Raw genomic sequence first — 15422 nt, 5'->3', positions numbered from 1 at the left:
TTTGGACCAAGTGAAGGACGCCTTATTGATTAATCTTCAAGGTGAAAAGGTAACTGCTTCCTCAACCGGGATAGCTAAAGGTTGGGACTTTTCCTTTTCCGGGGACTTTTCCTTTTCCAGTCAGTGTCAAACACAAAGTTCATTCGTGCTTTGGACCAAGGTGCCGGAGGGTAACTATTTGGTGAATATAGTTACAGGTAGTGGCTCAAATCTTACTGTAAAAGCGGAATCAAGGCGTCTTATGGTCTATGACCATACTACACTCCGGTCTGATAGCGATACTTTGACATTTGCGGTGAATGTTAGGACTCCTGTCATTAATTCTGAGGAACAAATAAGCCTGAAGGAGCGCGAGCTCGATTACCTTAACTGGGACGAATATTTGACACTTGAATTCGCTGGGGGCTGTCCAAATATTCGAGCTATTACTATAGAACGAGCAACTACTTTACCAACCATTTTTTTGGCAGGAAATTCCACTGTGGTGGATCAAGAGCGTGAACCCTGGGCTTCCTGGGGGCAAATGCTTCCTCTCTTTTTAAAATCAGATATCGTGGTAGCTAATTTTGCGGAATCTGGTGAAACACTACGCTCATTTATTGCAGCTAAAAGGCTGCGAAAAATAGAATCTCTAATCAAACCTGGAGACTTCTTATGCATGGAGTTTGCCCACAACGATCAAAAGCCGGGCTGGACGCATGTAGAGCCATTTACCACTTATCAGGAAGAACTGATGAAATTTGTACGTTTGGCCAGGGACTCCCAGGCCACTCCCGTCCTGATCACTTCCACAAATCGTAGAAAATTTGACTCGGAAGGGAAGATCATCAATACGCTTGAAGAATACCCGGCCGCTATGAGAGAGCTGGCCAGTCGCGAAGGAATTCTGCTCATAGACTTAAACGAAATGAGCCGTCAGCTTTATGAAACACTCGGTGTAGAGGGATCCAAAAAGGCTTTCGTACATTATGAGAAAGGGACCTTTCCCTGGCAGGACAAAGCGCTGGCGGATAATACGCATTTTAGCACTTATGGGGCTTTTCAGCTCGCAAAATGCGTAGTGCAAGCGATTTCGGCGAGTGACTCGCCTTTAAAAACTCACCTAGCTATTGAAGAATCCTATAGCCCGCTACAACCCGACGATTACCTGAGTTGGAAATGGCCAGTGACATCCACGGGATCGGTAATAAAACCAGATGGCAATTAATCATGATTTTTCCAATGGAGCGACTTGCATTTAAAATGAAATTGAAGACTGGGGCCAAAGAAGCATATCGTCAAAGACACGAAAATATTTGGCCTGAGCTGAAGAAGCTTTTAAGTGATGCAGGAATTTCTGAATACTCCATATTCTTTGATGCGGAAACGGACACCTTATTTGCATTTCAAAAGGTGGCAGCAGGCAACGGAAGTCAGGATTTAGCGGAGCATCAAATTGTGCAGAAGTGGTGGCAATACATGGCAGATATCATGGAAGTAAACTCCGATTTATCGCCAAAGTCTGTTCCCCTGGATGAAATTTTTTACATGAAATGATCATGGATAAGGTATATAGATCGTATTTGATTTTTCTACTGTTACTCACTTTAGACTCTACACTTGGTGTCGCCCAATGCTATAATCTAAGGTGCTCAGACATTACTAATCCATCCGGAGTAAATCAGAACCCTTATTTTGGTTGGTTAATCGATGCAGAGGATAGTGGGGTCATCCAGCAATCTTATCAAATTTTAGTTGCATCAAGTGAAGCCAAGCTTTCAGAGCACAATGCGGATTATTGGAATAGTGGAAAGGTAGATTCCAATAAGCAAAATTACATTTATTATAGTGGCAAACCCTTGCAGTCAGGTAAACGCTACTACTGGACTGTTCGCTATTGGGGTAATGATCACCAGCCTTCAGCATACGCTAATGTTAATTATTTTGATGTGGGACTTTGTGATAACGCTGATTGGAGCGGGGCAAAGTGGATTAGGGGAGCAATTGATGGCCCTGAATCCTATACTTATTTTAGAAAGCAGTTTGAGCTGGCAGGAAAAAATATCAGGAGAGCTCTGGTATATATTTCAGCTGCTCATGACTTTGAGCTTACACTGAATGGCGTGCCAATTGGTAAAGGGCCAGGGTATCATTATCCACAATTTCAATATTATAAGACTTTTGATGTGACCAGCCAACTCGGACAGGGAAGACAAGCTTTGGCAGTGCTTACTCACTGGTATGGCGCAGGACAGGGACGACCAAAAAGTGCACCAGGTCTATTGATGAAAGCGGTCATAGAATACGAAGATGGAAGTATACAATCAATTTTGACTAACGAAACCTGGAAGCAAACATCAGCTCCCAAATATCTTGTAGGTCAGCCACATCGTAATGCCGGAGAAGGTGTTGGGTTTGTTGAGAAGATTGATGCTCGTTTGGAAATTTCAAATTGGGAGCAAACCAACTTTGATGATGACAACTGGGAGTCCCCAATAGTCATCGGCGCGCACCCTGTGGCTCCCTGGGTAGGAAAATTACAACCTAACCTGGCTCGCTTAATAGAAACAGAAATAGTTCCTGAGCGGATAGACTCTTTAGGTTTGGGGCATTACGTGATAGACTTAGGAAAGATATACGCAGGGGTGCCAAAAATTACTTTTAATGGAGGAAAGGAAGGAAATGAAGTGATCATTCGGGGAGGTTATACCCGATCGCCAGATGGAGGTGTTTCATTGCAAACCACCCAATCCACTGATATGGGATATTCTTTCCTTTTAAATGGAAGTACTTGCACATTTCAGCCAATGCTTTATTTAGGTATGCGTTACCTGGAAGTCAAAGGCGCTCCCCACCCAATGAATTTGGAAAATGTGCGATTTATCGCCCGTCATCATGAAATGGACCGCAAGCGGTCTCGTTTTCACTCTTCGAACGAAATGCTCAATAAAGTATGGGAGTTGATGAAACACTCGTTAGTAGTAGCAGCTCAGGAAAGTTTTGTCGATACACCTACTCGAGAAAAGGGTGGCTTTTTAGGCGATTCCTGGCTGATCGGCATGGCTGCTATGCAGGAAATGGGAGAGCGCGTAATGAACCTGCGAATTTTACTGGAATTTTTGAATTCACAGGAACAATTCTGGACTGACGGTAGAGTCAATGCGGTATATCCCAATGGAGATGGCAAACGCGATATACCAGATTATACACAAATGCTACCTATTTGGGCCTGGGAATATTATACGATTACTGGTAATAAACAGTTTCTGGTAGATCATTTCCCCAAAATTGAGCGTGTGTGCACATACGTGGCAAGTCACATGGATCCACAAACAGGCCTGGTCAAGGAATTGACCGGAGGTAACGGGGCCTATCTTCATGGAATTATCGATTGGCCCGCAACCATGCGTTATGGCTATGACATGGCCACCACACACCGAACGGTGATCAATGCCTATGCTTACGCTGATTTTAAAGCAATCGCTGAAATTGCGAAAGTGACTGGAGATAGCATTGTAGCAAATAGCTATCTACTATTGGCTCAGCAATTAAAGGAAAGCATTAATAGGCACTTACTCCATAATGATGGGTTTTATGTAGACGGACTCTATTCGGATCAGCGTCTTAGCACCCATTCCTCTCAACATGCCAATATTTTACCCGTGGCCTTGGGAATTGCTCCTGTGGACCTGAGGCCATTGATAGGAAAAAAAATAGAAGGACAGAAAATGAGTGTGGGCATGATCACCGTACGATGGCTAATAGAAGCTATTGGTTCCCTGGATCTTGGTGAGCATCTTACAGATCTATATACTCGGACTGATTGGGATGGGTGGGCCAACACGATAACTCAGGGAGCTACCGTAACCTGGGAGTCCTGGGATGCATTGCAGGAAGGACAAAGCCTGTCACACCCGTGGGGTGCAAGTGGTCTTGTGGGTATACATCGCTATGTTTTAGGAATCTCAATACTGGAGCCACAATTCGCTCGCGTGCAGATAAAGCCTCTTGATTTTGGCGATAAGCTGTCTTTTGTAGAGGGTCAACTGCCTACTGATAGGGGGACTATCAGCATAAAATGGAACAGAACGTCAAGTAGCTACAGCATGGACCTGAGTATCCCTGCGAATATGTCAGCGGATATTTGGATTCCTCACGTCAGTGATGGTGATTTTGATATGAAACTCAATGGTAAAACGGTAGAACCCTCACAAGAAAGTGGATATTTAAATCTTGGAAGTGTGGGTTCCGGATATTACAACATCGAATTGACTACTCACTAACCCAATAATGATAAACAATGAGTGAAATGAATAAGACATTTAGAATATTTACCGGACTCACTATTTCTCTGGCTTCATTTTTTTCGTGTAAAACCAAAAATCCGACAGTAAAGGTTCTCGAAACATCAGTACATGCTCCATTCGAGATGCCTGCTGTCAAATATCCAGACTTTTCGGATTGCGAGGAATTTTCCATTCTTGATTTTGGAGCAGTTATGGGCGATAAGGATATGACGGGAAGAGCTATTGCTCAGGCCATACAAGCGGCCAATGGGGCTGGTTGTGGTAAGGTCATAGTCCCTAAGGGAGAATGGCTCACCACCAAAATCCATTTCAAAAGCAATGTAAACCTTCACCTACAGCAAGGGGCAACTTTGATTTTTTCTGAAGACCCGCAGGACTACCTGCCTGCTGTGCATACTACCTGGGAGGGAATGGAGTGTTACAATTACTCGCCACTCATCTTTGCCTATACCTGTGAAAACATTGCGATTACAGGAAAAGGAGAGCTTCGGGCGAAAATGGACGTCTGGCATACCTGGTTTGGGAGACCTGATGCGCACATGAACAGCCTAAAACGATTGTATACACTAGCATCGGAATATAGTCCGCTGGAGGAGCGAAATATGGTGAATGATTCGTCAAATCTAAGACCTCAGTTTATTCAGTTTAATAGATGTCGCAACGTGCTATTAGAAGGTGTCTCCATCGTCAATAGCCCTTTCTGGGTCATTCACCCATACCTGTCGGAGCATGTGACCATTCGTGATGTTAAAGTCTCGGCTCATGGCCATAATAATGATGGGGTAGATCCAGAAATGTCTCAAAATATACTCATAGAGAATTGTGTTTTTGATCAGGGTGATGATGCAATTGCAGTTAAAGCTGGTCGAAATCAAGATGCCTGGAGACTTGATACTCCCTCAAAAAACATCGTTGTACGAAATTGCCTGGTAAAGAATGGACATCAGTTGTTAGCAATAGGCAGTGAGCTGTCTGGTGGGGTTGAAAATGTTTTTATGGACAGTTGTGTGATCGAAAGTGGATCGAAACTATTTAACCTGGTATTTATCAAGACCAATGAACGAAGAGGTGGGTATGTGAAAAATATTTATGTGAGTAATATTCAAGCTGGGAATACCCGGCATGGCGTGTTAGGAATAGAAACTGATGTGCTCTACCAGTGGAGGAATTTGGTGCCGACGTATGAACGTAAGCTGACACCCATTTCATCCATTCATCTGAGTAACATTTCCGCTGGGGAGGTGGAATACCTAACTCGGATTATTGCACAAGCTGAGCAACCGGTTGAAGCCGTGAATTTTTCCAACGTGGTGGTCAAAAAAGTAAGATCCGAAGCGCATATTCATGAGCATGTACAATCATTCGATATGAATTAATGTCAGCAGTGGTATGAAAAGAATAAGTCAATTGATGGGAGGGTGTGCGCTAATATTTTTTTTGATACAAACGCCGCTGTTGGCCGCTTCAGAATCGATTATCTGGGATCGGGAGCACGGGGTAGTTAGAGCCCCAGCAGGCCACTCTTATGAATGGTACCTTAATGGCGAAATACAAAAAAATACTGCTCAGCATCTGGAAGTTAACCTACCAGGCGTTTATCAGGTGAAATACACCCATAACGGACAAAGGCTCACCAAATCCATTGAAATTTCTAAGAGTAAGTATGGAAAATTATATCGCATATGGACTATTGGAGATTCTACGGTCCAGGATTGGGATGACGGTTGGGCACCAAAAGAAGGGTGGGGGGCTGTGCTTCATTATTTTTTTAATTCAGAAACTGTAGAAGTAATCAACCGCGCTGTTGGCGGCACCAGTTCGAAAAGTTTCTATGAGAAGTACTGGCGTGAAATTACCGACGAATTACAAAGTGGTGATTTTGTTTTTATACAATTTGGGATCAATGATCGAGCCGATGATGACCGTAAAACCGACCCTGGGACCACTTTTAAAACATACCTCAACAACTACATTGAAGAGTCTAGAGAAAAAGGCGCCTATCCGGTGATTGTCTCGACCCTACGCAGGCATAGTTGGAATAGTGATAACAAGACTGTGTATGATTCATATGGGGGGCATGCTCGGGCGGCTCGAGAGTTGGCTCGGACAGCACAGGTGCCTCTGATCGATTTGGATAGTCTGTGTAAAGTAGAAATGGAGGAGGCAGGAAAGGCTTATGTTGGCCCATTTTGGTACATGTATTTGGCTCCTGGAGAATATAGCTCTTATCCCAAGGGGCAGGCCGATCAGGTACACTTACAAAAAATGGGAGCCATACAAATGGCTAAAATGGTTGTAAAAGGTATAGAGTTAAACCGTCAGGATCCTCTAATGAATGCGCTTCATGATCACTTTACTCCTACGTATGCCCTCAATGTATCTGTAAACGTAAGCTCGGCCGCATTAATCACCAGATCAGAATCCTACCCGGCCGGAATTCCTCTTACTATAAAAATACTACCAAAAGATACCTCCTATGTTTTTGGAGGCTGGTATGATAATAGCGCTTATGAGAACCGATTGACTCTGAGCAAACGGTATGAATTTACCATGCCGGAATCCCCAGTTTCTTACTTCGCTTTGCTAGATAATGATAAATCTAAGGTGGATTGTGCAGGAATCTACGAAGGTGATGCATATCTGGATCAATGTGAAACATGTGTAGCAGGAAGTACAAATAAGAGTCCATGTTACATCCAGTCCGGGTCGGGTGTCATGGCTATGAAGGCTAAGCATTCGGGGTTGTGCATAGCGCCTGGTTCAGTCGCACAGCAGGAGCAATGTAGTGGGAGCCAAAGGCAACAGTGGATACTAGAGCCAGTGACAGATTTGTTAGCTGTTTATCGAATCAAAAATGCCTCTTCTGGTCAATACCTTGAAACAAAAGGTGCCAATGTAGTGCTTGGCACTGAAGGCACCAAAATACGAGTGGAGCGTTTAGCTCAGGATACATACCAATTGATCCTCCATGATAATCTTAACGCTGGACTGGCCATACCCTTAAAAAATGAAGAATCTGGAGCTCGATTGGCAATTATTGCTCGTAATAATACCTCAGCAGGACATTTGTTTACTTTTGAGTTGGAGCCACTCCGAGTACAGAGCGAGGATTTAATATATCCCAACCCAGCTCAAAATGGTCAAATTACCTTAAGCTCAGTCGAGAAAGGTACGTTGGTGACTTTGTGTACAATGCAGGGTATGGTTGTAAAAACAACTCGTATACTCCATACTGGAGATCAAGTTATCGATTGTCATGACATGACTCAAGGTATGTACCTACTCCGTATAATAGCTCCAGATGGTTCTGAAAGTTATTCTAAGTTGATTATCAATCGCTGATGGAAAATATCCCGCCATCAAGCCCATTTGCGATTTTAATATTTTGGACCAGGTAACCGTAGACCGAATAGAAAACAGCTCCGTTCCTAGTGTTTGCAGTAATAGATAGTTTGTATTTTTATGGTATTCAGTAAGGTTTTTCCAGAATGCCTTACTTTCAACCTGACCGAAAAATGTAACAGCCCATGAGACATAAGTTTGCTTGTTTTTCGCTTTTAATTATGCTTACATTCATTGCCTATGGACAATATGACATTCGAAAAGTAGCACGGGTAAAAGGAATAAGCTCAGGAACGATTACTGCTATGGATCAGGACCACCAGGGCCTCATTTGGGTGGGTACGCGTGATGGGCTCAAGCGGTATGATGGTCAGGAGGTCAAAAGCTATAAGCCCCAATCTAGTAGTTTGGTGGGTAATGATGTCTCGGCCGTTTTGGTTGATGCTCATAATAGGCTTTGGGTAGGCACTACAGATGGTGGACTCAACTTGTACGTACATGAGGTAGATTCATTCAATCATTTTATGCCCAAAACAGGTGTTGCTGATGCTATTGAATCCACAGATGTGCGAGATATCCTTGAGGATGGTCAGGGTAATATTTGGGTAGCCACAAAGCATGGCCTCAATAGGTACATAGAAGATGGGAACTCCTTTGAGGTATTCCGTTCGCCTTTTGCTAATCAATTAATTCGGGATATTGAAATTGATGATCAAGGAAATATATGGTGTGGCACTTTTGGTGGAGGGCTTTATCAGTTTAACCCCGAAACCAAAAAATTTAAGGATTTTCTTACAGAGCTAACGTCTGCGCCTAAAGTGCAATCGCTTGCAATTGTGAATGATCAGATATTGATCGGCACTAGAGATCAGGGAGTGTTGTTGTTCGATCCAGAGTCTAATGATTTACAAAGTTTTTTGACTGATGATAAATACAAGGAATCCTCGAATATATGGGATATTCTGGTTTCAGATGATGGCAAGAAAATTTGGATAGGGACGGATGGTAACGGGATGATCGCCTTGGAAGCACATGATGGAGAATGGCGGGATCAGCCCCTTTTTATACCGCTCATCGAATCTAAAAGGCTGGGTAATGCAGTTTATACGATCTTCTTTGATCGTGACGAAAATATGTGGATTGGGTCAGCCTGGAAAGGCTTATATGCGTTGGAGCATTTACACAATGATATTTCCTTTCTCGCAGGTTTGGAAAATGAAGATCAAAATACGGTATGGTCTATTTATAAAGAAAATGAAACTGTCTGGTTGGGTACCGATGGTAATGGATTATTGATTTATGATCAGGCACGTGCAGGGGATTTAGAGAAGTATTATGAGAGATATAAGATTGTGACCATAGACAAGCGAGTAGATGGTAACTATTGGTTGGGTACTTACTCTAATGGACTGATTTTATTCGGGAAAGACAAGAGAGAACTTAAGAGGTATGGCGCAAAAGCAGGGAGCTTGCCAGCTAATGACGTTCGAGATATTCTCCACGATCCAAAAAGTAATGGTTATTGGATAGGCACCTGGGGAGGTGGAATTTCATTTATAGATGAACGTACCCAAGAATTCACCACATTTCAGTATGATGCCAATGATGAAACTACTCTGAGCAATAACAATGTAGTAGCACTAGAATATGCCTCTGGAGGTAAAATTTGGGTAGCTACATTTGGTGGAGGCGTCAATCGATTTGATCCTGAAACCCGGACATTCGAACGTTACCAATATCAGGTGTCCAGAGATTATGGGACTAAATTCTTATCTAAAAATTTAACCTGCATTTATGACGATCAGTTAGGAAATTTGTGGTTTGGCACTTGGACCAAAGGGCTCAGTAAGCTCAATCTAGCTACGGGGGATGTGCATACATTTGAGCATTACCCGTTTTTGCAAGGAGTTACAGTATGCAGCATTTTAGAGGACTCTAAACGAAATGTATGGATCAGTACTACAGAGGGTATTTATAAATACGTTCATGCGCAAGATACTGTGCTGGACTATTCGGATCTGAAAGGAGGATATCATTTTGGGTCTGCTTTCCAGGACCAGCAGGGGCACATGTATTTTGGAGGGTTAAATGGTGTGGTTTCATTTGATCCGCTAAAAATGGAAATTGTTCAAAAAGAGCCGAACATTGTTTTTACAGATTTCAAGCTTTTTAATAAGTCCGTAACCGTCGGTAAGGGGCAGTTCTTGGATAAGACCATAAATCATCAGGAAAAAATAGAATTGACCTATGATCAACGGGTCATTACGTTTGATTTTGCAGCGCTGAAATATCCGTTTTCCGATGAATGTGAATATGGAATCAAAATGGAGAATTTTGATGGCGATTGGCGAAACAATGGAGCCAACAGATCAGCCACATATACCAATCTGGATCCAGGGGAATATATTTTTCGCGTTAAGACCTATGATAAAAAAGGAGAGCTATCTGAGAATGAAGCAAGCGTGAAGGTTTTGGTAGGTAAGCCCTACTGGGCCACTTGGTGGGCCTATACGTTTTATGTATTGTTATTTGGAGTGCTTTTGTATTTCTACAGGAAGTACAACATCTATTGGGAAAAGATGAAAAACCAACTGAAGTTGGAACAACTCGGAAGAGAGAAGGAAGCGGAGCTACATGAGATAAAAGTCAGGTTTTTCACCAATATATCTCATGAAATCAGAACACCAGTTACGTTGATTTTGGGCTCAATTAATCGACTAATGGAAAGTGGGATTACTGATAAGGCCAATCTTTCAGCCGTTCAGAATATCCGAAAGAATGGTTCGCATTTACTTAACCTGGTTTCAGAGCTACTTGATTTTAGAAAGCTTGAGTCCGGAGATGCTCGATTAAAGGCAGCCGAAGGAAATATTGTTAATTTTTTGAAGGAAATAAGCTTGTCTTTCACTGAGCAAGCCATCAATAAAAGCATAGCCTATGATTTTCATACGGATCTACAGGAGATCAAGCTTTGGTATGATCGCGATGAAATGGAAAAGGTCTTGTACAACCTTATTTCCAATGCATTTAAATATACTCCTGAAGGTGGGAAGGTTTTTATAGGGATTAGTCAGGACGACCAGTTTGTTTACATCAAAATAGAAGACACAGGTAAAGGTATTCCAGCCAAACAGCTTAAGGATATATTCAAGCGTTTTTACCAAAGCGATAATGATCCTACTTATAAAAATAATGATGGTTATGGGCTCGGGCTATCGATAACTTACGAAATCATTAAACTACACGGGGGTGAGATTATTGCGGAAAGCGAATTAGGCAAAGGTTCAGCATTTACTATAAAACTCCCTCTTGGAAACACCCATTTAAAGTCAGAGTTTTTGATAGAGGATTTTAAAGACAGTGAAGAAGTAGCTTTGTATGCGAGTAATTCCGAAGGGCAAGGAGAAAACGTAAAGCTATCTTTTCCGGATCAGTCTGAGCTTACGGTGCTGGTCGCTGAAGATAATGATGGAATTCGAGCGTATCTATACGACCTGCTCAATGAGCATTTTCATGTGATTCTTGCAGTAAATGGCAGAGAGGCATTGGAATTAACATATGAGAAAATGCCAGATTTGATCCTAAGCGATGTAATGATGCCTGAGATGGATGGTATTACCTTTAGTGGAAAAGTCAAACAGGACCCTCGAATCAGCCATATCCCAATTATCATCTTGACTGCCCGAACATCCTTGATTTTCAAAAAGGAAGGACTCGATATAGGTGTGGATGATTATATCACCAAACCCTTTAGTGAAATTATCCTAAAAACCAGAATTAGAAACCTCCTGAATAATCGTCATTTACTCAGAGAAAAATATAAGACTGATTTGCTTATCGAGCCGTCAGAATTAGCTCTGCGATCACCAGATCAGGAGTTTTTAAGTAGCTTATCAGATATCATTGAAGCCAATATGTCTTCGGGAGAGCTATCCGCCGAACACCTCTGTAAAGAGATGGGCATGAGTCAATCCAATGTCTATAAAAAACTTAAAAGCCTGACGGGGATGTCTATTGTGGAATTTGTGCGAGATTTCAGGTTGAAACATGCCGTCCAGTTAATTGTTAGGCAAAAGCTCACCGTGTCAGAGGCATGTTATAAGGTAGGTTTTAATGATCGCAGGTATTTTAGTCAGGTTTTTAAGACTAAATATGGCATGACTCCTACTCAATACGCGAAGACCCATCATGAAGATTCTTGATGAGTAACCAAAAGACTTCATACAGGCACTATTCAAAAGTAGATCTTGTTATTCCATCACCAATTAAGTTAGTTGGATAAAATGATTACCAAACCTTGTAAGGCTAGACTTACACTTTCCAAGTGATGATAAAAGCTATTTTGGATTGAAAAAACCGCCCTAGGGCGAGAGAGTACCGGATAAAACGAGAATACCCTACCTTTCTTACGAATCAGTTCAATCGATTTTACAGATTAATAGATACTCTTGCGATGTATGGCTTCAGTATTTGATTCGAAGCTCGTCAGGCTTGATGCCTATAGAATTTAAAGTTTGAAAACGAAATGAAGATACGATTGCACCAACAAAACCTCGGGATAAGACCCATAATGCTATTCTTTGTTCTGCTATTGGGCGGAGCAAATGCAGTTGCCCAAAGTAAGGTAACTGGAACAATCACGGATGAAGATACAGGCGAATCCATACCAGGAGTAAGTATACTTATTGAGGGAACTACTACGGGTACTGTCACTGATCTGGATGGAAAATACTCCCTCACAGCTCCTGATGATGCCACGTTGATCATCTCTTATATTGGTTTCATGGATGAAAAAATCCCTGTCAATGGCAGGTCTGTGATTGATGTTGCTATGAAAATGGATATTTCAGAACTGGAGGAAGTAGTGGTAGTTGGGTATGGTGTACAGAAAAAAAGTGACGTTACCGGAGCGCTTTCTAGTATAGATGCTGAAACCATTCAGGAAAGACCTGTGCAGAATGCCATAGACGCTATGCAGGGTAAGGTAGCAGGAGTAGATATCCAGACAAACCGTAGACCAGGAGAGACCTCTGGTATTCAAATTCGAGGGAATAAGTCTATCAATAGAAGACAAGACGTCCTGTATGTAGTAGATGGTATTGTACTCATGGGTGACCTCAATGATATCAACCCTAATGACATACAGTCGATAGATGTACTTAAAGATGCTTCAGCAAAAGCTATTTACGGATCACGCGCATCCAATGGTGTTGTACTTATTACCACTAAATCTGGAAAAGAAGGCGTACGGGTAAACTATAATGGATCTGTGAGTCTGGATGTGATCTCCTCAGTTACTGATTGGGCCACAGCAGGTGAAATGTTAGATAGAAATAGGCAGGCGTACCAAAATCATCCTAGTCCGAATTTTTATCGTGCAGACTACCCAGATCCTTTTGAGGACATAAGAAACTTTGGTAAAAACGATTATCAAACAATTAATGCAATAAGGCAAGGTTATGAATGGGAAGATCCTGGTACATATACCCAGCCTCGGATGAGGCCTACTACGGCCGAAGAGCGAGCCAAGGGTTGGCCTGCGCAAGTGCCAGTTTATAATTCAGGTAACATACCGTCATTTGATTGGATGGACTTTCTAACACAAACCGGGGTAACTCATAATCATAACGTTTCTGTTTCCTCTGGAACTGATAAATCCAATATTTACTTCTCACTAGGATACCTCGACCAGGACGGTGCCCAACAAAATCAAGAATATACCCGCTATACTGCCAGAATTAATGGAGATGTAAAGCCTACCAAATGGTTGAAAGTAGGAGGGTCTATTGCCGTGACCAGCTCTAAACAAAACTATGGTACAGTATACAGAGCTGGGAGTGCTACAGGAGCGCGGGATTTGTATGGATTGGCTACAGGCATGTATCCAATGTCCGAACCGTATGATTCTTTAGGAAACCTGAATATCTACCCGGGAAATAACCAGGGGGAACCAAAGTTTAATCCATTGATTGATTTGGAAAACACGCAAGACGAGCGTGTAAGTAATTTTTTTCAGACCAACTTATTCGGAGAAATACAGCTAGCTCCATGGCTAAAGTATCGTATGAATTTTGGTGGAGGTATTAAAAATCATCGACAAGGAGAGTGGAGAGGAAGGGCCTCAACCTTGCAACGGAGTGCAGACAATCCATTAGGTTGGGGGAGGTATGAGTACGATAAAACCGACCAGTGGATGGTAGAGAATATTATTTACGTTGATCAGCAGTGGGGCATCCACAACATTGCAGTGACATTGCTCCACTCAGCACAAAAAAATAGAGGTGAAGGGGTAGAAGTTTCGGCTAATGGCTTGATTAATGACTCTCCCAGATGGTATAACCTTCAAGCCAACCTAACCGGAAACCCGTCTGGTTATGGTACAGGTTTCAGTGAGCGATCTCTTGAGTCTTATATGTCCAGAATAAATTATTCGTTGTTCGATAAATACTTACTTACTGCAACGCTTCGTTTGGATGGTTCGTCAGTTTTGGCCGAGGGCAACAAATGGGACTATTTTCCTTCTGCAGCCTTAGCCTGGAAGATGGAGGAGGAAAATTTCATTCAAAACCTATCTTTTATAAGCCAGATGAAATTGCGAGTAGGAGTAGGGGTAGTGGGTAATCAGGCATCAATCAATCCCTATGAGTCTTCAGGTCCTCTAAGACAATATGACTATATATTTGGTACAGGTGTGGCTGTAGGTTACATCCCCGCTGCTCAACCAAACGAAAATCTGACCTGGGAGAAACAAAGAGAAATAAACATTGGTCTTGATTATGGATTCTTACAAGATCGTATCACCGGTTCACTAGAACTATATCAATCAGATATTTTCGATCTGATCTTCACACGTCCATTACCTGCAATGGTGGGTTATACGGAAGTGGCCGCCAATGTGGGAAGCTTAAGAAACAGGGGAATTGAGTTCAACATTAGCTCTGTCAATATCGATACTAGAAATTTCACCTGGAGAACTACAGCCAATTTTTCAGCAAATAGAGAAAGCATTCAGGAACTTGTGAATGGAAAAGAAGATATGCCAGGTTCTAATCTGTTTATTGGCCAACCTGTAAGTATTTTCAGGACGTATGGTACAGATGGTCTTTGGCAAGATACCGAAGAAGATGCTGAGGAAATGGCCATTTGGGCAGACTCAAGTAGTATCAATTTTCGGCCAGGCACCTGGAAGCCGCTTGATGTAAATGGAGATTACAAATTGGATGAACAGGATTTAGTTATCCACGGGTCTAGAAATCCTTTATGGACGGGAGGATTGACCAATACGTTCACTTATAAAAATTGGACATTGAGTACATTCCTCTATGCCAGAGTAGGTCAGCTGTACCGAAGTAATCTGGTTCCCTGGGGTGTAAATTCAAGTGGTTTTATCTCCTATGCACCTAAGAGTGATTTGTCAGACTACTGGTCCAGTGACAATCCTGATGCCAAATACCCTGAACTGACGGTGCAAAATACTGATGCAAACTCTGGCAGGGGTGCAGAGATCAACGATGGTACCTTCTTTGTAGTGCGAAATATTTCTGTGACTTACAATTTACCCCAGGTAATCTTGAACAGAATGAAAGCCAAAAAACTAGAGATCTATGCACAAGTGTTAAATCCGTTTTTATTTGGAGGTCCTGTGGTTAAAGCGGGTATAAACCCCGATGACAATGGCGGTTGGGCGGAAACTAACTCTGTAGGAAATGTCATTGGCGGTACGAATAACAATAGAGTATTGGAAAAAAGCTATGTGTTCGGTGTGCGATTGGGCCTATAGTCGATCACACCATT

At 42.3% G+C, this 15422-nt stretch carries 7 protein-coding genes; all 7 read left to right on the top strand.

The window, feature by feature from the left end; translation table 11 throughout:
• The first annotated feature begins 145 nt into the window (after positions 1 to 145).
• Positions 146 to 1207, top strand: a complete 1062-nt coding sequence (locus tag C7460_RS00120) for a rhamnogalacturonan acetylesterase (protein WP_245986095.1) — start codon at positions 146 to 148, stop codon at positions 1205 to 1207.
• A gap of 2 nt (positions 1208 to 1209) precedes the next feature.
• Positions 1210 to 1536 carry an L-rhamnose mutarotase gene (gene rhaM, locus C7460_RS00115; RefSeq protein ID WP_317127678.1) on the top strand — a complete coding sequence of 109 codons (327 nt, stop codon included), beginning with the start codon at positions 1210 to 1212 and terminating at the stop codon, positions 1534 to 1536.
• Between the two features lie 2 nt (positions 1537 to 1538).
• Complete coding sequence (locus C7460_RS00110; protein ID WP_170147833.1) at positions 1539 to 4262, top strand: family 78 glycoside hydrolase catalytic domain; 2724 nt, start codon at positions 1539 to 1541, stop codon at positions 4260 to 4262.
• Positions 4263 to 4279: 17 nt separating this feature from the next.
• Positions 4280 to 5662 (top strand): glycoside hydrolase family 28 protein, encoded by a 1383-nt coding sequence (locus tag C7460_RS00105; RefSeq protein WP_245986091.1) that lies wholly within the window; start codon positions 4280 to 4282, stop codon positions 5660 to 5662.
• Between the two features lie 13 nt (positions 5663 to 5675).
• Complete coding sequence (locus tag C7460_RS00100) at positions 5676 to 7628, top strand: GDSL-type esterase/lipase family protein (protein WP_115866029.1); 1953 nt, start codon at positions 5676 to 5678, stop codon at positions 7626 to 7628.
• Positions 7629 to 7813: 185 nt separating this feature from the next.
• Positions 7814 to 11830: a two-component regulator propeller domain-containing protein gene (locus tag C7460_RS00095; RefSeq protein ID WP_115866028.1), complete on the top strand. Its 4017-nt coding sequence runs from the start codon at positions 7814 to 7816 to the stop codon at positions 11828 to 11830.
• A 323-nt stretch (positions 11831 to 12153) separates the two neighbouring features.
• On the top strand, positions 12154 to 15408 hold the full coding sequence (locus C7460_RS00090) for a SusC/RagA family TonB-linked outer membrane protein (RefSeq protein ID WP_115866027.1): 3255 nt from the start codon (positions 12154 to 12156) through the stop codon (positions 15406 to 15408).
• The last annotated feature ends 14 nt before the right edge of the window (positions 15409 to 15422 follow it).

This window comes from Marinoscillum furvescens DSM 4134 (assembly GCF_003386095.1).
GTDB lineage: Bacteria > Bacteroidota > Bacteroidia > Cytophagales > Cyclobacteriaceae > Marinoscillum > Marinoscillum furvescens.
The sequence above is the reverse complement of the archived record's forward strand: the minus strand, read 5'-3'. Positions and strand labels throughout refer to the sequence as shown.

Bases quoted from the DNA above. Each gene is read 5' to 3' on its own strand.
- C7460_RS00105 (WP_245986091.1), top strand. From the start codon at position 4,280: ATGAGTGAAATGAATAAGACATTTAGAATATTTACCGGACTCACTATT.
- C7460_RS00090 (WP_115866027.1), top strand. From the start codon at position 12,154: ATGAAGATACGATTGCACCAACAAAACCTCGGGATAAGACCCATAATG.
- C7460_RS00095 (WP_115866028.1), top strand. From the start codon at position 7,814: ATGAGACATAAGTTTGCTTGTTTTTCGCTTTTAATTATGCTTACATTC.
- C7460_RS00100 (WP_115866029.1), top strand. From the start codon at position 5,676: ATGAAAAGAATAAGTCAATTGATGGGAGGGTGTGCGCTAATATTTTTT.
- rhaM (WP_317127678.1), top strand. From the start codon at position 1,210: ATGATTTTTCCAATGGAGCGACTTGCATTTAAAATGAAATTGAAGACT.
- C7460_RS00110 (WP_170147833.1), top strand. From the start codon at position 1,539: ATGGATAAGGTATATAGATCGTATTTGATTTTTCTACTGTTACTCACT.